This window comes from Streptomyces sp. NPDC060198 (assembly GCF_042728415.1).
Classification (GTDB): Bacteria; Actinomycetota; Actinomycetes; order Streptomycetales; family Streptomycetaceae; genus Streptomyces.
Window position 1 is genome coordinate 80408 of sequence record NZ_JBHWZJ010000001.1, and the last position, 16399, is coordinate 96806.

Below are 16399 nucleotides of genomic sequence, written 5' to 3' on the forward strand. Positions count from 1 at the left end.
GGGCAGCCCGGGAGGATCAGGCGGTCGGGGCGGCGAAATAGTGCCCCTTGTCGAGGTCGTCGAGGAGGCCCGGCCGGGTCGGCCGCCACCCCAGCAGTGCGCGGGTGCGCACGCCCGAGGTCGGGCCGTCCAGGGCGAGGAGCGCCGCGAGCCAGTCGAAGTGCGCGGCCGCGTCGGCGGGGTCCACGGACCCCACGGGCAGGCCGAGGTGCCGGCCGATCACCTCCGCGACCGCATGGATGGGTACCCCCTCGTCCGCGACCGCGTGCAGGACCGAGCCCGCCGGAGCGCCCTCCAGGGCGAGGCGGAAAAGGTGCGCGGCGTCGTCGCGGTGCACGGCGGGCCAGCGGTTGGCGCCGTCGCCGATGTAGCCGGAGACCCCCTTCGCGCGGGCGGTCGCCACGATCGCGGCGAGGAAGCCGTGGTCGCCGTCCCCGTGCACGGTCGGGGGGAGCCGTACGACCGAGGCGCGGACGCCACGGTCGGCGAGGGCGAGGGCCGCCCGCGCGTTGTCCATCCGCTTCGACGGGCCCGAGTCCAGGGCGCTCGCGTCGGACGGGGCCGACGCCCGGCCGTCCTCCTCGGTCGCGAGCCGGCCGGGCGCGATCCCGAAGGTCCCCGAGGCGATGAGCAGGGGGCGGCCCGAGCCGGCGAGCGCGTCGCCGAGGGTGTCGATCGCACGGCGGTCCGCGTCGGCGGCGGCGTCGAACTCGCCCGTGAACGCGAGCTCGTGCTTGAAGGCGAGGTGGATCACGCCGTCCGACTCGGCCGCCGCGTCCCGCAGGACGTCGAGGTCGTCGAGCGAGCCGTGGCGCGTCTCGGCGCCCGCCTCGGCGAGCGCGAGGGCGGAATGCTCCGAGCGGGCGAGGCCGACCACTTGGTGACCTGCGGCGATGAGCTCCGGAACAACGGCCGAGCCGATCCAGCCGGACGCGCCGGTGACGAATACACGCATGGGGAGGAACCTCCACGAGGGGTGGGGTGGCCGTCCTGGTCGCGGGCGCCGTGGCTCGGGGAATCCGGCCTCGGAGCGCGACGGGCGAACCGATGTCAGTGACTGTCGTCGTGTTCACCAACGTACACCTGATGTCAGTGACTGTCATCGCGTAGGATCGAGGCCATGGGTCGATGGGAGCCGAACGCGCGCGGACGTCTGGAACAGGCGGCCATGGAGCTCTACGGCGAGCACGGCTACGAACAGACCACCGCCGCCCAGATCGCCGCTCGCGCCGGAGTCACCGAGCGCACCTTCTTCCGGCACTGCGCCGACAAGCGCGAGGTGCTGTTCGGCGGTGCGCGGCAGCTGGAGCAGGCCTTCGTGGACGCCCTCGGAGCCGCCCCGGCCACAGCGGTCCCGATCGACGCCATGGCTTCCGCCCTGGAGAGCGTCGCCGTGTTCTTCGACGACCGCCACGCCTTCGCCCGGCAACGCCAGGCCGTCATCGTCGCGAGCTGCGAGTTGCGCGAACGCGAGCTGATCAAGCTCGCGTCACTGGTCGCCGCCCTGACGGCGACGCTCCGCGGACGCGGCGTCCCGGAACCTGCCGCGAGCCTCACCGCGGAAGCGGGCATCGCCGTCTTCAAGGTCGGCTTCGAACGCTGGGTGGCCGAGGACGGGACCCGCTCCCTGGCGGACTTCCTGCGGGAGTCGCTGGACGGGCTGAAGGCGGTCATGGCGGTTACGGCCGAGTAGCGGGTCACCGCTGGGCCGTGTGGTGAAAGCCCCGCCCGTCAGCCGGCGCCCGGCACGCACGCTCGCCGCTTCGGTGAGGTCACATCGCTACGCCCGGGCAGAGAACGGGATCTCCCCACCGGGCCGGATCGTCATGTGACCCGCCGTGCCGGGCCACCGGGCAGGGGGTGTCCGAAACCAGCAGACGCCGAGGGGAGTTGATGGTCAGTGACGCGATGGGCGCCCCAGGCCGGGCGGTCGGGCGCAGGTGGGGGAAGAAGGTGAACAGTCCGGCGAGGGCGGTCCGCAGCTGGAGGCGGGCGAGCGGGGCGCCGAGACAGTAGTGGGGGCCACGCCCGAAGGCGAGATGGCGTGGCGGCGCGCTCGCGGTGAACCGGTCCCCGGCGGTACGGCGGGGGTCCAGGTTGGCGGCCGTGTAACAGAGCAGAAGGGCGTCGCCCTCGCGGACCCGCTGCCCGCCCAGCGTCACGTCCCGGCGGGGGAAGGCGAAGGGCAGGGCGAAGACGCTGGAGTCGTACCGCAGGGCCTCCTCCACCACGTCCTCCCAGGACACCTCGCCGACCAGGACGCCCCGCAACCGGTCGGGATGGCCCAGCAGGGCGCGGACGGCGTTGACGAGCGCGGCGACCGTCGTGTCGAATCCGGCGGCGAGGAAGAGCCAGAGGGTGTCCTGCGCCTCCTGCCGGGTCAAGGCGTCGGCCTCCACGGACCGGGCGAGATCCGCCACCAGGCCGCCCGGCCCGTCCGGACGTTCCAGGAGGTCTCCGAGAAACCCACGGATCTCGGCACTCAGCCTGCGGGACTCGTCCGGGGTGAGAGCCGCCCGGGAGAGGGCGCGGTGCACCAGGGAACTTGCCGCCGCACGTTCCGCCGCCGGGACACCGAGGAGCGAGCAGAGCACGTCCAACGCCAACGGGAGCGCGAAATCCGCCCGCAGGTCGAAGGGGCGCCCTGCCGCGAGCAGCCCGTCGAGCAGCCGGCCGACGGCGCTCTCCACCTCCGGCCGCAGCCGACGGATGTTCCCGGGAGTGAAGGCCGATGCCGCCGTACGCCGGAGCCGGGTGTGGTCCGCACCGTCGGCGGTGAGCATCCACTGCCGGTTAAGGTGGTCGGTCATGGGCCAGTCCGGCGGGATCTCCCCGTCCCGCAGCGCCCGGAAGTGCAGCGGGGACCGCGAGAACAACGGGTCGCTCAGCACCGTTTCCAGTTCGTCGTAGCCGACCACGGCCCAGCAGTCGACGCCTCCCGGCCACTGGGCGGGGACGACGCTGCCGTACGCGTGGAGCGCTGTGGCCTGCTCACGCAGGTCCGCGCGGGGGTCGAGGAGGACGCGGGACACGGGGTGCCTTCCGGTGGAGGAGTCGAGCGGGCAGGAGGACGGCGACGAATCGATCGCGTGCGGTCGCCCTGTGACCGTGTCGCGCCGAGGTGCCCGGCGGCAAGTGCGCAGAGCGCGCGCCGTGGCCGAATCGGGAGCGGCCACGGCGCGGCACGGGTCGCGCGTATCCGGGACCGGGACTCGCCAGGACTCCTCGGGTACCTCCGGCGTCCCGCTCGGTCTTCACACGGGGCCGGCCGGGAAACCGGTGGGAGCGTGGGTGACCGCCTCCCAAGTCGGCCCGGTGCCGGGTGACTTCATGGGCGAGCTGAGGCCGGTCCTTCGCTATGCTCCGCGCCCATGAAGCGAAGACGGTCCAAGAGACTGTCCAGGGATCTGGTCGGAGCGGCCCTGACCGGTGACGCGGCGGGAGTCCGCACCCTTCTGCGCGCCGGAGCCGACCCGGAGGGGACCGACTCGGAGGGGACCGACTCGGACGGCACCACACCGCTCTACGCGGCGGCGGTCCAGGGCGACGCGGAGGCGGTCGGCATCCTCCTGCGGGCCGGTGCCGATCCGGACACCGAGAGCGGTGGCCCCGGCAGCGAGGGAACACCCCTGTGCGCAGCGGCCTGTTGGGGACACACGGACGTCGTACGCGCACTCCTGGCCGCAGGCGCGGTGCCGGATCTCCGCGAGGATGACGGCACCGGGCGGACGCCCCTCGAATGGGCGATGGCCGGGCCCTGGCCGGAGACGGTCGCGGTGCTGGAGGGCGCGGGGGCGCTGCTTCGGACAAGTGGGTCGTGACGGGCACGAGGGTGTGGGCGCCATGGCGTCACCCCCGTAAGGGATCGTCGTTCTCCCGCCGTGCGGTGGAGTTTCCCGGCGTCGCTCGGCGGAGGAGATCGGCGCCCATTGCGTCGGTGCGGTCCGCCCGGCCGCCGAGGCGGTGGACCAGCACCCATCTGCCGTCCTGCGTGGCCCCGGCGAAGACGGAGGCGTCGCCGGTAGCGCCGTTGTGCCAGACCACGGTTCCGGCTCGCTGCCAACTCAGTGCGGGCTCACCGAATTTACGTTCGATCAGGAGTGCGGTCACCAACTGGGCGGCGGCCCTCGGGGTGGCCCAGAGGCCGCCGGCGGGCAGGATGGCGCCGCTCATGGTCCAAGGGCGTCGTGGGCGACCCAGCAACCCACGACTGTGGAGACGCTTGTCCGACGGGGGATCGCCGGATATCTCGGCGATGTCCAGGGGTGCGAGTACGTAGTGGTGCAGGAGTTCTTCGTAGGTCATGCCCGAAGCGGACGCCAACGCCGAGCCGAGGATGGCGTATCCGAGGTTGGAGTACGCCTCGGTGCGACCGGGGGCATCGGCGGTGAGGGTGTCGAGTCCCTGGAGCACGGTGTGCAGGGCGGCGGTGTCGAAGTCCGCGTACGGGTCGCACCGCTTCACGTGCGGGGGGAGCCGGGGCAGACCGGAGGTGTGCTGCGCCAGATGCCTCAGGGTGATGCCGGTGCCGGCCGGGACAGGCAGTAACTGCTCCAGAGGCGTGTCCAGTTGGAGCGCGCCCTCCGCCACCATCCGGTCAAGGGCCGTTCCGGTGAGTGTCTTGCTCAGTGACCCGATCTGTACGTATGCGTCCAGGGCGTGTCCGTGGAGGGCCTGAGGGCCTTCGCTGCTGCTGAGGACACAGGTGGGTACGGGGTCCATGAGGAAAGCCCTTCATGAGTGGAACGCGGTGCCCCGGCAGCTTTCCCGCACCCCTGGGACGTGCGAGGGAAAGCGGGCCGGAGTGTGGGGGGTGGTGATGGGCAAGATGTTTCCAGACCCGAGCCGGAGCCGGGGCCTGTGCAACCCACCCCCCATGGCCGCGAGTCCCTCGCGATCTCCGTCCGGCCTCAACCGCACAGCACCGTATACCGGGGTACTGACATCGACGGCGGGAGGGAACTCCGCGGATGTGCCGCCACCTCTACCGGCAAGCTGCCGGGCGGTGTTGTCGCGGCCCGCCGGTCAGGGACCGGTAGTGCGCTCCCCGGGCTTCCACCCCCATGCCGTGAGCATCCCGGCCGACAGCGCGGCGCACTCGTCGGAGACCAGGTACCGGATCGCCGCGTCGATGCCCGCCTCGTCCACCAGGCCGGTGGCGAGCATCGCGGGGCGGCTGCGTTCCCAGGTGTCCGCCCAGAAGCGGCTGATGGGGCTGTCCGGCTGGAGCGGCGGTACGTGGATCTCGGCGGCGACGGGTTCGAGCCCCGCCCCGCGCAGCAGCCGCGGGTAGGACGGCACCCAGGAGACGTCGGTGCCGATCGTGGACCGCAGCCCCTGCCACATCGCCCGCATAGCCGCTGTGTACGGGGTCGCGGGCGTCACGTCGCTCGTCAGGTCCACCGCGTCGCTGAGCACCAGCACCCCGCCCGGAGCCACGAGTCCGGCCAGAGACGTGATCAGGCTCTCGTGCTCGGCCAGGTGCATCAGGACGAAGCGTGCGTGGACGAGGTCGTACCGGCCGGAGAGGGACCCCGGTGCGGTGATGTCGGCCTCCAGCAGGTCGAGCCCGGGTACCGGCCGCTCGCCGAGGAACCGTACGTCGCGGTCGACGGCGAGCACGCTCTCCACCCCGGCCTCGCCCAGCAGCCGGCGGGAGACCGTGCCCGTGCCCGCCCCCACGTCGAGGCAGTGCCACCCGGGTCCGGCACCGAGCGCCCGCAGCCGCGCGAGGCTGATGTCGTCGTAGGCGAGGGCCCCGAAGTCGATGCGCTCGCCTTCGCCCGCCTGCTCGGGGCGGAAGTACGCCTCTCCGTAGCGTCCGCCCTCGAAGGCGCCCTGGCCCGGTGCCGCGCTCACGCCGCCACCCGCGCGGAGCCCGGAGCGGAAGCCGCCCAAGGCGCGTCCGGCGCCCGGTTCTGACCTGGGGGCGGGAACAACGGGAACGGGTCGTCGTGCAGGTGCATGACCGGGCCTCTCCACGCGGTGAGCGGTACCGGGCGGGCCGCCCCCTGAGAGGACCGCCGCCCCACCGAATCCTGCACGGAGGCCCGCCCCCGCGGCCGAGGCGCGCCGAGTCCGTGCCGATCGGCCCCGGACGGGCCGTCAGTCTCCCGTCGTGCTGACCGGGAAGCTCTCGATGCCCAACACGCGCAGCAGTTCCAGCCGTTCGCGGGTCCCGGTGTCGGCGGGGGTGAGTACGAGCAGCATCTGCCGCTGGTCGAGCGTCACCAGGGTCTCGCAGTCCAGGACCAGCCGGCCCACCCGCGGATGGAGCATCTCCTTGCGGTCGGCCCGCCGGACGGCCACCTCGTGCTCGGCCCACAGGCGGCGGAACTCGCCGCTCGCCTCGCTGAGCCGGGCGACGAGGTCGGTGACGGCGGGGTCGTCGCCCCGTCGGCCGGCGACCGCCCGCAGGTCCGCGACGAACTGACGTGACTGGTGCTCGTGCTTCTCCGAGGGGTGGACCGCGCGGGTGGCGGGCTCGGTGAACCAGCGGTGGACGAGGTAGCGCCGGGGCCCGGAGAGGTCGGTGTGGTCGCCGTACAGCAGGAGCGCCATCCGGTTCTGGGCCAGCGCCTCGCCCAGGTCGGACAGGACCAGGGCGGGGGTGTCCCCGAGCAGGTCGAGCATGCGGATCAGCCCGGCCCGCGCCAGCCGGGCCGTGCCGTCCGCCGGAGGCGGCTGGTGTCCCGCCAGGTGGAACAGGTGGGCGCGTTCGTCGTCGCTCAGCCGCAGCGCCCGGGCGAGCGCGGTGAGCAGTTGGAGGCTGGGGCGGCTGCCGCGCCCCTGTTCGAGGCGTACGACGTAGTCCACCGACACCCCCGTGAGCATGGCCACCTCCTCGCGGCGCAGGCCGGGGGTGCGGCGCCGCGAGCCGTCGGGTAGGCCGACCTCGGCCGGCCGGAGGGCCTCGCGGCGGCGGCGCAGGAAGTCCGCGAGGTCGTCCCGTCTCATGGCTTCGCTCATGGATTCTTTTGTAACCGACGCGGGACGCGCTCATCCAGGGAGGGCCGCTCCCTGGATGAGGACTCCTCTCCCGCATCGCGGTGAGCGGGCGCAGGCTGGACGTGTCGAGTGGATCTAGCGAGCGATCGAGGAGAGTGTCATGGAACGACGTCATCTGGGGACCGACGGTCCGGAGGTCTCCGCCCTGGGGCTGGGCGCGATGGCCATGTCCGGCGCCTACGGGAAGTCCGACCGCGACGAGAGCATCGCCACCGTGCACGCGGCGCTGGACGCGGGTGTCACGCTGATCGACACCGGCGACTTCTACGGCACCGGGCACAACGAAATGCTTCTCGCCGAGGCCCTGCGCGGCCGGAAGCGGGAGGACTACCGGCTCAGCGTCAAGTTCGGCATGCTCATGAAGCCCGGCAACGGGTTCGGCAAGCCGGACGGCCGTCCCGAGGCGGTGCGCAACTTCCTCGCCCACTCGCTGACCCGTCTGGGCACCGACCACATCGACGTCTACCGCCCCGCCAGGCTGGACCCCGAGGTGCCGATCGAAGAGACGGTGGGTGCCGTCAAGGAGATGATCGACGCCGGGTACGTACGCCATCTGGGCCTCTCGGAGGTCGATGCGGCCACCGTGCGCCGGGCCCACGCCGTGCACCCGGTGGCCGATCTCCAGATCGAGTACTCCCTCCTCTCGCGGGCGGTCGAGGACGAGGTCCTGCCCGTACTGCGCGAGCTGGGGATCGGGCTGACCGCCTACGGCGTTCTCAGCCGCGGCCTCCTCTCCGGGCACTGGACCGCCGGCCACAGCGCCGGACCCGGCGACAGCCGCGTTCACGGCCCGCGCTACGGGGCCGGGAACGTGGAACACAACCTCGCCCTCGTGGAGGCTCTGCGCGAGGTGGCCGAGGCGAAGGGCTGCACCGTCGCGCAACTGGCCATCGCCTGGGTCGCCGCGCAGGGGGACGACATCGTGCCGCTCGTCGGCCCCCGCAGCCGCGAGCGGCTCGCCGAGGCGCTGCCCGCGCTCGCGCTGGAACTCACCCCGGACGATCTCGCCCGGATCGAGAAGGCGGTCCCCCGGGGATCGGCGCGGGGCGAGCGCTACCCGGCCGCTTTCATGGGTTCGGTCGGCGTGGGGAGCTGAGGCGGGAGCCGGTCCGCGCGTGCCGGGTGTGCCGTCGGCCGGGGCCGGGCCCGGTCTCCTACGGACCACGGCCGCGCCCCGGCCGACGGGATCACACGGGGATCACGTGCAGCACCAGTGTCCCGGGATCGTCACGCGTCAGCGCGAACAGCCGGGAGCCGTCCGGAGACCAGATCAGACCGTGCGGACGGAGCTCCGATCCGGTGCCCGGCTCCAGGTCGATGACCCGGGACGGGGCGTCGGCGCCGGGCCGGAAGAGGTAGATGTCCTGACCGTAGGCGTTGTCGACGCCCGCGGCGATCTCGCCGGTGACCGAGACCGAAGCCGCGGTCGGGTAGGTCGTCGTGGGGTACGTGTGCACGAGGGCGAGGTCGCGCAGCCGGAAGGCCAGGTGGTTGTACGGGGCGCCTCCGACGACGAAGAGCGTGCCGGCGTCCGGGCTCAGCGCGAGGTCCCAGATGCTGCCGATCGTGCCCGGGTTGTCCTGGGACGTCGTCACGACGGGCTTGCCCGAGGTGACGTCGTACACCGTCACCGTGGACGTCGACAGATACTGCTCGGCGGCGACGAGCACGCCGGGCGCGGCCGGCGAGGAGAGCAGCATGGGCGGGCCTCCCCAGGTGCCCTCCGGTACCTGCGCGAGACGCACCTTCGGTGTGGCGCCGCTCAGGGTGAGGGAGCCGATGTTGGTCTCCCAGTCGGTTCCGTAGCTGAACCACAGAGTGGAGCCGACGAGAGCCACGCGATTCGGGGCGGTCCCGGTGCCCGTGGCGTAGCGGGCCTTCTCCCGGTAGGTGCCGGTGTCGACGGCGGCTATCGCGTCGCCTTCGCTCAGCGCGACGTACAGCGTGCGGGAGTCGGGCGAGAGGGCGAGGTCCGCCGCGCCCGGCTTGCCGTTGAGGGTCCTGAGGAGCGTGCCGTCGAAGTCGGTCACCAGCACGGAACCGGTGACGATGTCGGCGATGTAGAGCCTGCGGTGCACGGAGTCCACGGCCATGTCCGCGTGCCAGGTGATCGGCAGCACGGTGGACGTCGGGCCCGCCGGGCTCGTCCGCGCTGCCGCGGACGCGGGGGAGGCCACGCCGGCCAGCGGTAACAGGAGCAGGGTCAGCGCGCCGAGCACGGATCTGAAGCGGGGTCGTCTCATCAGGACAGCCGTCCTCGTCGATCGGGGGCGCCGCTGAGCGGGGCGCGTGTGCGGGAAGGGGACACGTGCGTCGGGTGCCCCCGGGTGGGGCGTCCACACGTTTCCCGGGAGGCGGCCTCGCGATGCCCGTAGGCGTGCGCGTGGCCGGTCCGGCAGAGGCGGCGACAGCGGTTCCGCCGCGCGCAGAGGGCTCATGGATTCAGGCCCACCAGGTACGGCTGCCCGCTCCCCGCCCGGTCCGGCACCGGTTCCCCTCACCTCCGACGGCGGCACCGCGGCCCTGTCACGTGGGGCCGGAGCGCATGGCTCAGCGGCCGGCCTCCGCCAGCACGGCGTCCGTGAACGGCGGCCACACCTCGGCCGCCCAGGGGCCGAAGGCGCGGTCGGTCAGGGCGACACAGGCGAGGCCCGCGGCCGGGTCGATCCAGAGGAACGTGCCGGACTGGCCGAAGTGGCCGAAGGTCGCGGGGGAGGAGTCCGTGCCGGTCCAGTGCGGGGACTTGGAGTCCCGGATCTCGAAGCCGAGGCCCCAGTCGTTGGGGTTCTGGTGGCCGTACCCCGGCAGTACGCCCTTCAGCCCCGGGTGTACGACGGTCTGCGCCTCCAGGACCGTGCGCGGGTCCAGCAGCCGGGGCGCCTGGACCTCGGCGACGAAACGGACCAGGTCGGCCACGGTCGAGACGCCGTCCTTGGCGGGCGAGCCGGCCAGCGTGGTCGAGGCCATCCCCAGCGGTTCGAACACTGCCTCGCGGGCGTAGTCGGCGAAGGGGATGCCGGACGCCTTCGCGAGGTGCTCGCCGAGGACCTCGAAGCCCGCGTTGGAGTAGAGCCGCCGTGTACCGGCCGGGGCGGTCGCCCGGTGCTCGTCGAAGGCGAGGCCGCTGGTGTGGGCGAGCAGGTGGCGGACGGTCGAGCCCTCCGGGCCGGCCGGTTCGTCCAGCTCCACGGCCCCCTCCTCGTACGCCACGAGCGCCGCGTACGCCGCCAGCGGCTTCGACACCGAGGCCAGGGGGAAGCGGTGCGCGGTGTCACCGTGCGTGCCGAGGACGGTGCCGTCCGCGCGTACGACGGCGGCCGCCGCGGTGGGGACGGGCCAGTTCTCGATCATCGCCAGACTCTGCATGATGACGAGGGTAGAGGCAGCGGGCACCCGCTCCGCAGGGGGTCCCGCGCGGCGGGAGGGGGCCTTCGCGGGTCTCCCGCCCGGTTCATTTGCTTCGAGTGCACTCCAACGTTCTAACGTGGAGGGCATGACGGTGACGCAGAGCACGTCCGTACGACCCGTACCGCAGCAGGTCTCCCCACCGGGCCGCACGGTCCGGTACACGATCAGCGAGGTGGCCGCCCGCACCGGGCTCACCGCGCACACCCTGCGCTGGTACGAGCGGATCGGCCTGATGCCGCACGTGGACCGCTCGCAGACCGGACAGCGCAGGTTCACCGACAAGGACCTCGACTGGCTGGCCTTCGTCGGCAAGCTCCGGCTGACCGGGATGCCGGTGGCCGACATGGTCCGGTACGCGGAACTGCTGCGTGAGGGCGAGCACACGCTCGACCAGCGGCAGGAGCTGCTGGAGGCGACCCGCCGCGACGTGCGGACCCGGATCGCGGAGCTCCACGAGACGCTCACCGTCCTCGACTACAAGATCGACTTCTATGCGAGCGCCCGACGGGCGCCGGAAAGGCCGTGTGGCTGATGACGGAGAACATCCTTCCCACCGTGCAGCTCGGGGCGGACGGACCGCAGGTCGGCGTGCAGGGACTCGGCTGCATGGGCATGAGCGAGTTCTACGGCGAGACCGACGAGATGGCCGCCCACGACACCCTCCACACGGCGCTGGACGCGGGGGTCACCCTCTTCGACACCGCCGACATCTACGGACGCGGCGCCAACGAGGAGTTCCTCGCCTCGTTCGTCGGGACCAACCGCGACCGGATCACGCTGGCCACCAAGTTCGCCGTCGAGCGGACCGACGACCCGGAGTACCGGGCCGTACGCAACGACGCGGCCTACATCAAGCAGGCGGTGGAGGCGAGCCTGCGCCGCCTCGGCACCGACGTGATCGACCTCTACTACATGCACCGCTACGACCCGCGGGTCCCGTTCACCGAGTCCGTCGGCGCGATGGCCGAGCTGATCAAGGAGGGCAAGGTCAAGCAGCTCGGGCTGAGCGAGGTGACCGGGCCGGAGCTGCGCGAGGCGCACGCGGTGCACCCGATCGCCGCCCTCCAGTCGGAGTGGTCGCTCTTCAGCCGGGACCTGGAGCGCAGCGCGGTGCCGGCCGCGGCCGAGCTGGGCATCACGCTGGTGCCGTACTCGCCGCTCGGCCGGGGCTTCCTGACCGGGGCGTTCGCGGACGCCGGCAAGGAGCTGGGGAAGGACGACTTCCGGCAGTACCAGCCCCGCTTCACCGGCGACAACGCGAAGAACAACGCGGCCCTGCTGGAGCCGGTCCGCCGGATCGCCGAGGCGCACGGCGCGACCCCCGCACAGGTGGCGCTCGCCTGGGTGCACCAGCGTGCCCAGGTGCACGGGCTCACCGTCGTACCGATCCCCGGCACCCGTAAGCCTGCCCGGCTGCTGGAGAACGTCGGCGCGGCCCGGATCGTCCTCACCGCCGAGGAGCTGGCCGAGCTGGAGCCGATCGCCGGCAAGGTCGCGGGCGACCGCTACCCGGACATGAGCAGCACGGCGGCGGCCCGGGAGAAGTAGGGCCCGCAGCGGGGCGCGTACACCGTGGGCGCCCGTACCCGACCGGAGGTACGGGCGCCCGTGACGTGCTGGACGAGGTACGGGCGCCCGTCTCACGCCATCCCCAGTGCGAACACCGCGAACCCCGCAGCCAGCACCCCCACCACGGCGTTACGGGCCCGGGTGGTGCGGGTGCCCCGGCGCCACGGGGCCTCGAAGCGGCGTGTGAAGCGGGCGATCAGCACCAGCAGCCCGGCACAGACGGGCAGCCAGAGCACCCGCGCCACGATCCAGCCGAGGCTGTCCGGGGCCGTGGTCAGGCCCGGTACGGCACCGGCTCCCACGAGGGATGCCGGCACGGCGGCGGCCAGCAGCGCCGTCTGATGCCAGCACAGGATCGTCATCGCCGACAGGTTGACGACCACCACCGGCGCCCAGAGCGCGGGCCGCCGCAGCAGCCGGCCGATCCGGGCGCGCAGCAGGATCGCCGCACCGCTCTGCGCGGCGGCCAGCGCCAGCACCAGCAGCGACGGCGGATGCGAGTTGGTGCGCGCCACGCCCGGCACGCCGACCATCGACGCCGGGTAGTGCCAGACCAGCAGCAGTGCCGCGAACAGCGCCGTGCCGCCCACCAGCAGGAACCACGCACCGCGGCGCCCCATCCGGCCCGCACCCCAGCTCACGCCGAGCTGGTACGCGAAGAGCCAGCCCGGCAGGATGTTCAGCAGGCTCAGCCAGGACGGCACGGTGTCCGCGTACGGCCCGTACCGCAGGAAGTCCACCACCGCGACCGCCCCCAGCAGCGGCGCGGCGGCCCACCCGCCGAGCCGCTCCGCCAGCCGCACACAGACCGGTGTCAGCGCGGTGACCACCAGGTAGACCCCGACGAACCAGAGCGGCTGGATCACCAGCGTCGCCCCGGTCCGCAGCGTGTCCCCGTCCACCCCGAGCAGGTACAGCACCGGAGCGAGCACCGCCCACACGGCGGTCACCCCGAGAACGGGACGGCCCAGCCGGGCGAGCCGCCCGCCCAGCCAGGCGCGGGCGGTGGACTCGCGGCGGCGGTAGGAGAGGGCGGAGACGTACCCGCCGACCAGGAAGAACACCCCGAGCATCTGGAGCACCCAGCTCACCGGGGCGAGCGCCCCGAAGGTGGAGAGTGGGCTCGCGTTGTGCAGGGCGCCGTCGCCGTCCCGGGTGAACCCGCCCAGCAGCCAGTGCCCGGTCGGTACGGCGAGCAGCGCGAGGGCGCGCATCCCGTCGATCGCGCGATCGCGGTGGGCCGGGGTGCGGGACTCGATCCGGGCGGCGAGCGCGGCGGGAGTCATCGGGTCACCGCCTCGGTGGCGAAGTCGCCCGTGGCGATGGCGGCGAAGGCGCGGAGCGAGTCGGTGCCGGGGGCGAAGTAGCCGGTGTGGCCCACGGCTTCGCGGGCCGGGACCCGGCGGGCGCCGAAGCCGGGGTCCGTCGGATCGGGGCCGTGGCCGAGCCCGGCGAACTCGACGTGCGGCACGTCGTCGATCCAGTCGGTGGGGTCCTTCGCCGCCCACACCCGGGCGGTGGTGGAGAGCGCGCCGACACTGCCGGCGCGCATCCCGGGAGAGCCGAGCACCACCAGATCGGCGACGCGCAGCCGGTGCGCGGCGAGCCCGCAGACCACCGAGCCGTAGCTGTGGCAGAACACGGCGGGCGCCGCAAGACCGTCCGCCGCCAGCCCGTCCGTGAACCGGGCCAGCCGGTCCGCGCCGACCCCCGCCAGCTTCCCCGTGGCCGCGTCCCACCCGACCCCGACCGGCGTGGTGTACCCGGCCCAGGCGATCACGGCGGTGTCCGGACCCGTCGCGTTCCGGAGCGAGAGCGCCATCCCGGCCGGAGTCCCGTACGGATCGCCGTCCCGGTCGAACGTCCCCGCGTCGATGTCCGACCCGGGCACCACGACCCCCACGTGCCGGGCCGTCCGCAGGTCGCCGAAGACCTCGGCCACCAGCCCGCGACCGCGCGGGTCGAACGCGAGTATCCGGCGCCCCGGTTCGGCGAGCGACCGATAGCGGGGATCGGTGTTCGCCTTCAGGGCGAGGGCGTTGGCCCGGTAGCGCAGTTCCAGCGGTACGCCGTCGAGGTTGCCGGTCACCGAAGGGTGCCGCACCACGAGCGCCTGCTGCTGTGCGGGGTTCAACGCGGCGAAGAAAGCCGCCACTTGGGCGGGCGAGGCGTTCGCGGGGTCGGGCAGCACCTGCCCTTGCACCTCGTCGGCGCGCCAGGACGCGCTGCCCGGCGGCGGCCCGCTCACGGCCACCTGTCCACTCCCCGACGCCCAGCCGGCGGTCCCCGCCGCCACGGTGGCCGCCAGCGCGACCGCCACCAGAGTCCTCGCGTACCGGCGCATTTGCCCCTCCTTCTGCTCCGCCACACCGGACGGCGCGACGGGGCAGAAGGTAGGAAGAGAACGCCCCGGCGGGCGTCACACCGGGGAGCCAACTGTGGGGTACTACCGGGGTAGGGGGTGTGCCGGGTCCGGCGCCGTCCGGTCAGAAGCCCGCCGTCAGGTCAGGGTCCCGCCGTCCGGTCAGGAACCGTTCACGCGGCGCGGGCGGCGATGGTCCGGGCGCACTCCAGCGACTCGGCGCGCGTGGTGTCCACCTCCAGGTCGTAGACCACCCCTTGGTGCACCGTCTCCGCCTGCGCGGCGGCCATGCCCGGCGTACGGTCGCCGCGCGCGATCTCCCGCCCCGAGGCGACCTCGCTCGCGCACCGGACCCCGACCCACAGCACCTCCAGCCCCACGAGGGCCTTCTGCCAGTGGGCCTGGGACTGCGCGCCGCCGAGGAAGACGTCGTCGACGATCACCCGGGCGCCCGCACGGGCCATCGCCGCGACGCCCTCCATCCAGGCCGCCTCCAGCCTCCGGAACTCCGCGCCGACGTTCACCCCGCCGTCCGCGGCGAACTCGATTCCGTCGTCGGACGCCTGCATCGACGCGGGCATCGAGTCCACCAGGGTGTCGATCGCGGCGGCGAGCCACGGCTCCGGCAACACCGCCTGGAGACACCGGACGATCCCGGACTTGCCGGAACTGGAACCGCCGTTCAACACGATCACCTGAGTCGTCATCAGGTCACCGTAGAGGCGATCGGCGCGGCGGACACCGCGTTTTCCGGCAGGGCTTCGGCGGGGCGGACGCCCTTGCGCCGCGCCCAGCGGACGGCGGGCGGGGCGGCCAGGCCCGTCAGCGCGAACATCGCTCCCACGACGTACCAGCCGGGGCGTCCCCAGGTGATGCAGAGCGAGATGAGCAGGGCCGGCCCGAAAGCCTCGGCGAGGCCGCCGCCCAGGCCGAACACACCCAGGTACTGGCCGGTGGCGTGCTGCGGGGCGAGGGCATAGGACACCTCGAAACCCGCCGCCGCGTGCCAGAGTTCGCCGATCGTGTGGATCGCCATCGCGACGACGAGAAGGGTGACGGCGGCCCACGCGGGTGTCCCGGCCGACAGCGAGATCAGGGAGCAGGAGGCGAGGAAAGCCACCCCCGCCCGGCGGTAGGCGGCTCCGCCGGCCGCCGGGGAGGCGACGCCGCGGCCCGCCCGGACCTGGAACAGGACGATGGTGACCGTGTTGAGCAGGACCAGGACCGAGATCAGGGAGTGCGGCGCGGTGGTGGCGCTGACCAGCCAGAGTGGGACGGCCACCGTGAGCACCCTGAACTGGACGGTCATGACCCCGTCGAGTGCGGTGAGCACGAGGTACGGTCCGTCCCGCAGCGCGGCCCAGCGCGGGCCGTCGCTCGCGGGCACGGGCTTCACCGCAGGCAACCTGAGCAGAGGCACCGCGGACGCCGCGAAGGCGACCGCGTTGCCGATCACCAGGAGCCGGTACGCCGGTACCGTGCCCACCTGGACCGCCCAGCCGGCCGCCAAGGCGCCCAGCGAGATGCCCACATTGGTCACCGCGCGCAGGTAGGCGCGGAAGGCCTGCGGCCGGGCTCCTCCGTAGTGCCGGATCAGCGGGCCGCGCGAAGACTGACCGGCCGCCTTGCCGCCACTGGCCACGCCCACGGCGAGGACGAACAGCCAGAAGCTGTCCGCCCACAGGAAGCCCGCCGTGGCCAGCGCCTGTACGACCAGGGTGCTCGCGTAGACACCGCGCGCTCCACGCCGGTCCGCGAGGTGGCCGGCGGCGATGCCCACGGCCAGCGCGACGATTCCCGCAGCCCCGAGTCCGAGGCCCACCCGCGCTGCCGGGAGGTGGACCGCCTGGGTGAAGTAGAGGACTCCGGCGGTCAGATAGAGGCCGCTGCCGAGGGTGTACACGAAGTTCGAGGCGGCGAGCACGCGTTGAGGCGCGGTATCCGGCAGCAGTGCGGGCATGGGCAGGCCCTCTTGGTCGATGGCAGAGTCGATCAAGCTTCGGGTTTCTTGTTTCCCGACGCAACGGAGTTTCCCGTAAGGGGCCTGGTGGC

The 16399-nt window shown here is 73.1% G+C and carries 16 protein-coding genes; 5 read left to right on the forward strand and 11 right to left on the reverse strand.

The annotated features are described in order from the left end of the window. Nucleotides 1-16: 16 nt before the first annotated feature. Nucleotides 17-955, reverse strand: coding sequence for an SDR family oxidoreductase (locus ACFWEP_RS00300; protein ID WP_387363096.1), 939 nt, complete (start codon nt 953-955; stop codon nt 17-19). A gap of 165 nt (nt 956-1120) precedes the next feature. Here ACFWEP_RS00300 and ACFWEP_RS00305 point away from each other — a divergent pair, with 165 nt between their 5' ends. After that, entirely contained in the window at nt 1121-1693 is a 573-nt protein-coding gene (locus ACFWEP_RS00305; protein WP_387363099.1) for a TetR/AcrR family transcriptional regulator, read from the forward strand. A gap of 79 nt (nt 1694-1772) precedes the next feature. Here the strand turns inward: ACFWEP_RS00305 and ACFWEP_RS00310 are convergent, their stop codons facing one another. After that, nucleotides 1773-3032, reverse strand: a complete 1260-nt coding sequence (locus ACFWEP_RS00310) for a cytochrome P450 (RefSeq protein WP_387363102.1) — start codon at nt 3030-3032, stop codon at nt 1773-1775. A gap of 339 nt (nt 3033-3371) precedes the next feature. Here ACFWEP_RS00310 and ACFWEP_RS00315 point away from each other — a divergent pair, with 339 nt between their 5' ends. Beyond that, nucleotides 3372-3821 carry an ankyrin repeat domain-containing protein gene (locus ACFWEP_RS00315; protein WP_387363105.1) on the forward strand — a complete coding sequence of 150 codons (450 nt, stop codon included), beginning with the start codon at nt 3372-3374 and terminating at the stop codon, nt 3819-3821. Nucleotides 3822-3849: 28 nt separating this feature from the next. Here the strand turns inward: ACFWEP_RS00315 and ACFWEP_RS00320 are convergent, their stop codons facing one another. The 3 genes from ACFWEP_RS00320 to ACFWEP_RS00330 all read right to left on the reverse strand — a co-directional run bounded on the left by ACFWEP_RS00320 (nt 3850) and on the right by ACFWEP_RS00330 (nt 6957). Further along, nucleotides 3850-4722, reverse strand: a complete 873-nt coding sequence (locus ACFWEP_RS00320) for a serine hydrolase domain-containing protein (RefSeq protein ID WP_387363107.1) — start codon at nt 4720-4722, stop codon at nt 3850-3852. Between the two features lie 303 nt (nt 4723-5025). Beyond that, the gene (locus tag ACFWEP_RS00325; protein WP_387363110.1) at nt 5026-5859 is read right to left on the reverse strand and encodes a class I SAM-dependent methyltransferase; all 834 of its coding nucleotides are present in this window, start codon (nt 5857-5859) and stop codon (nt 5026-5028) included. A gap of 246 nt (nt 5860-6105) precedes the next feature. Further along, the gene (locus ACFWEP_RS00330) at nt 6106-6957 is read right to left on the reverse strand and encodes a helix-turn-helix transcriptional regulator (protein WP_387363179.1); all 852 of its coding nucleotides are present in this window, start codon (nt 6955-6957) and stop codon (nt 6106-6108) included. Nucleotides 6958-7108: 151 nt separating this feature from the next. Between ACFWEP_RS00330 and ACFWEP_RS00335 the strand changes: the two genes are divergently transcribed. Further along, complete coding sequence (locus ACFWEP_RS00335) at nt 7109-8104, forward strand: aldo/keto reductase (protein WP_387363113.1); 996 nt, start codon at nt 7109-7111, stop codon at nt 8102-8104. A 91-nt stretch (nt 8105-8195) separates the two neighbouring features. Here the strand turns inward: ACFWEP_RS00335 and ACFWEP_RS00340 are convergent, their stop codons facing one another. Continuing rightward, on the reverse strand, nt 8196-9251 hold the full coding sequence (locus ACFWEP_RS00340; protein WP_387363116.1) for a YncE family protein: 1056 nt from the start codon (nt 9249-9251) through the stop codon (nt 8196-8198). 307 nt (nt 9252-9558) lie between these two features. Further along, complete coding sequence (locus tag ACFWEP_RS00345) at nt 9559-10374, reverse strand: serine hydrolase domain-containing protein (RefSeq protein ID WP_387363119.1); 816 nt, start codon at nt 10372-10374, stop codon at nt 9559-9561. A gap of 127 nt (nt 10375-10501) precedes the next feature. Here ACFWEP_RS00345 and ACFWEP_RS00350 point away from each other — a divergent pair, with 127 nt between their 5' ends. Together ACFWEP_RS00350 and ACFWEP_RS00355 are read left to right on the forward strand one after the other, a co-directional pair. Beyond that, entirely contained in the window at nt 10502-10948 is a 447-nt protein-coding gene (locus ACFWEP_RS00350; protein ID WP_387363122.1) for a MerR family transcriptional regulator, read from the forward strand. Next, on the forward strand, nt 10948-11964 hold the full coding sequence (locus ACFWEP_RS00355) for an aldo/keto reductase (RefSeq protein ID WP_387363125.1): 1017 nt from the start codon (nt 10948-10950) through the stop codon (nt 11962-11964). Before ACFWEP_RS00350 ends, ACFWEP_RS00355 begins: the two co-directional genes overlap by 1 nt. 92 nt (nt 11965-12056) lie before the next feature. Here the strand turns inward: ACFWEP_RS00355 and ACFWEP_RS00360 are convergent, their stop codons facing one another. The 4 genes from ACFWEP_RS00360 to ACFWEP_RS00375 all read right to left on the reverse strand — a co-directional run bounded on the left by ACFWEP_RS00360 (nt 12057) and on the right by ACFWEP_RS00375 (nt 16343). Then, nucleotides 12057-13271 (reverse strand): acyltransferase, encoded by a 1215-nt coding sequence (locus ACFWEP_RS00360; RefSeq protein WP_387363128.1) that lies wholly within the window; start codon nt 13269-13271, stop codon nt 12057-12059. Next, nucleotides 13268-14329, reverse strand: coding sequence for an alpha/beta hydrolase (locus ACFWEP_RS00365; protein ID WP_387363131.1), 1062 nt, complete (start codon nt 14327-14329; stop codon nt 13268-13270). Before ACFWEP_RS00365 ends, ACFWEP_RS00360 begins: the two co-directional genes overlap by 4 nt. Before the next feature lie 191 nt (nt 14330-14520). Further along, entirely contained in the window at nt 14521-15054 is a 534-nt protein-coding gene (gene cpt / locus ACFWEP_RS00370) for a chloramphenicol phosphotransferase CPT (protein ID WP_387363134.1), read from the reverse strand. Then, nucleotides 15054-16343, reverse strand: a complete 1290-nt coding sequence (locus tag ACFWEP_RS00375) for an MFS transporter (RefSeq protein ID WP_387363137.1) — start codon at nt 16341-16343, stop codon at nt 15054-15056. Before ACFWEP_RS00375 ends, cpt begins: the two co-directional genes overlap by 1 nt. Between the last annotated feature and the right edge of the window lie 56 nt (nt 16344-16399).

Bases quoted from the DNA above. Each gene is read 5' to 3' on its own strand.
- ACFWEP_RS00315 (WP_387363105.1), top strand. From the start codon at position 3,372: ATGAAGCGAAGACGGTCCAAGAGACTGTCCAGGGATCTGGTCGGAGCG.
- ACFWEP_RS00345 (WP_387363119.1), bottom strand. From the start codon at position 10,374: ATGCAGAGTCTGGCGATGATCGAGAACTGGCCCGTCCCCACCGCGGCG.
- ACFWEP_RS00355 (WP_387363125.1), top strand. From the start codon at position 10,948: ATGACGGAGAACATCCTTCCCACCGTGCAGCTCGGGGCGGACGGACCG.
- ACFWEP_RS00305 (WP_387363099.1), top strand. From the start codon at position 1,121: ATGGGTCGATGGGAGCCGAACGCGCGCGGACGTCTGGAACAGGCGGCC.
- ACFWEP_RS00360 (WP_387363128.1), bottom strand. From the start codon at position 13,271: ATGACTCCCGCCGCGCTCGCCGCCCGGATCGAGTCCCGCACCCCGGCC.
- ACFWEP_RS00320 (WP_387363107.1), bottom strand. From the start codon at position 4,722: ATGGACCCCGTACCCACCTGTGTCCTCAGCAGCAGCGAAGGCCCTCAG.
- cpt (WP_387363134.1), bottom strand. From the start codon at position 15,054: ATGACGACTCAGGTGATCGTGTTGAACGGCGGTTCCAGTTCCGGCAAG.
- ACFWEP_RS00350 (WP_387363122.1), top strand. From the start codon at position 10,502: ATGACGGTGACGCAGAGCACGTCCGTACGACCCGTACCGCAGCAGGTC.
- ACFWEP_RS00340 (WP_387363116.1), bottom strand. From the start codon at position 9,251: ATGAGACGACCCCGCTTCAGATCCGTGCTCGGCGCGCTGACCCTGCTC.
- ACFWEP_RS00300 (WP_387363096.1), bottom strand. From the start codon at position 955: ATGCGTGTATTCGTCACCGGCGCGTCCGGCTGGATCGGCTCGGCCGTT.
- ACFWEP_RS00365 (WP_387363131.1), bottom strand. From the start codon at position 14,329: ATGCGCCGGTACGCGAGGACTCTGGTGGCGGTCGCGCTGGCGGCCACC.
- ACFWEP_RS00335 (WP_387363113.1), top strand. From the start codon at position 7,109: ATGGAACGACGTCATCTGGGGACCGACGGTCCGGAGGTCTCCGCCCTG.
- ACFWEP_RS00330 (WP_387363179.1), bottom strand. From the start codon at position 6,957: ATGAGACGGGACGACCTCGCGGACTTCCTGCGCCGCCGCCGCGAGGCC.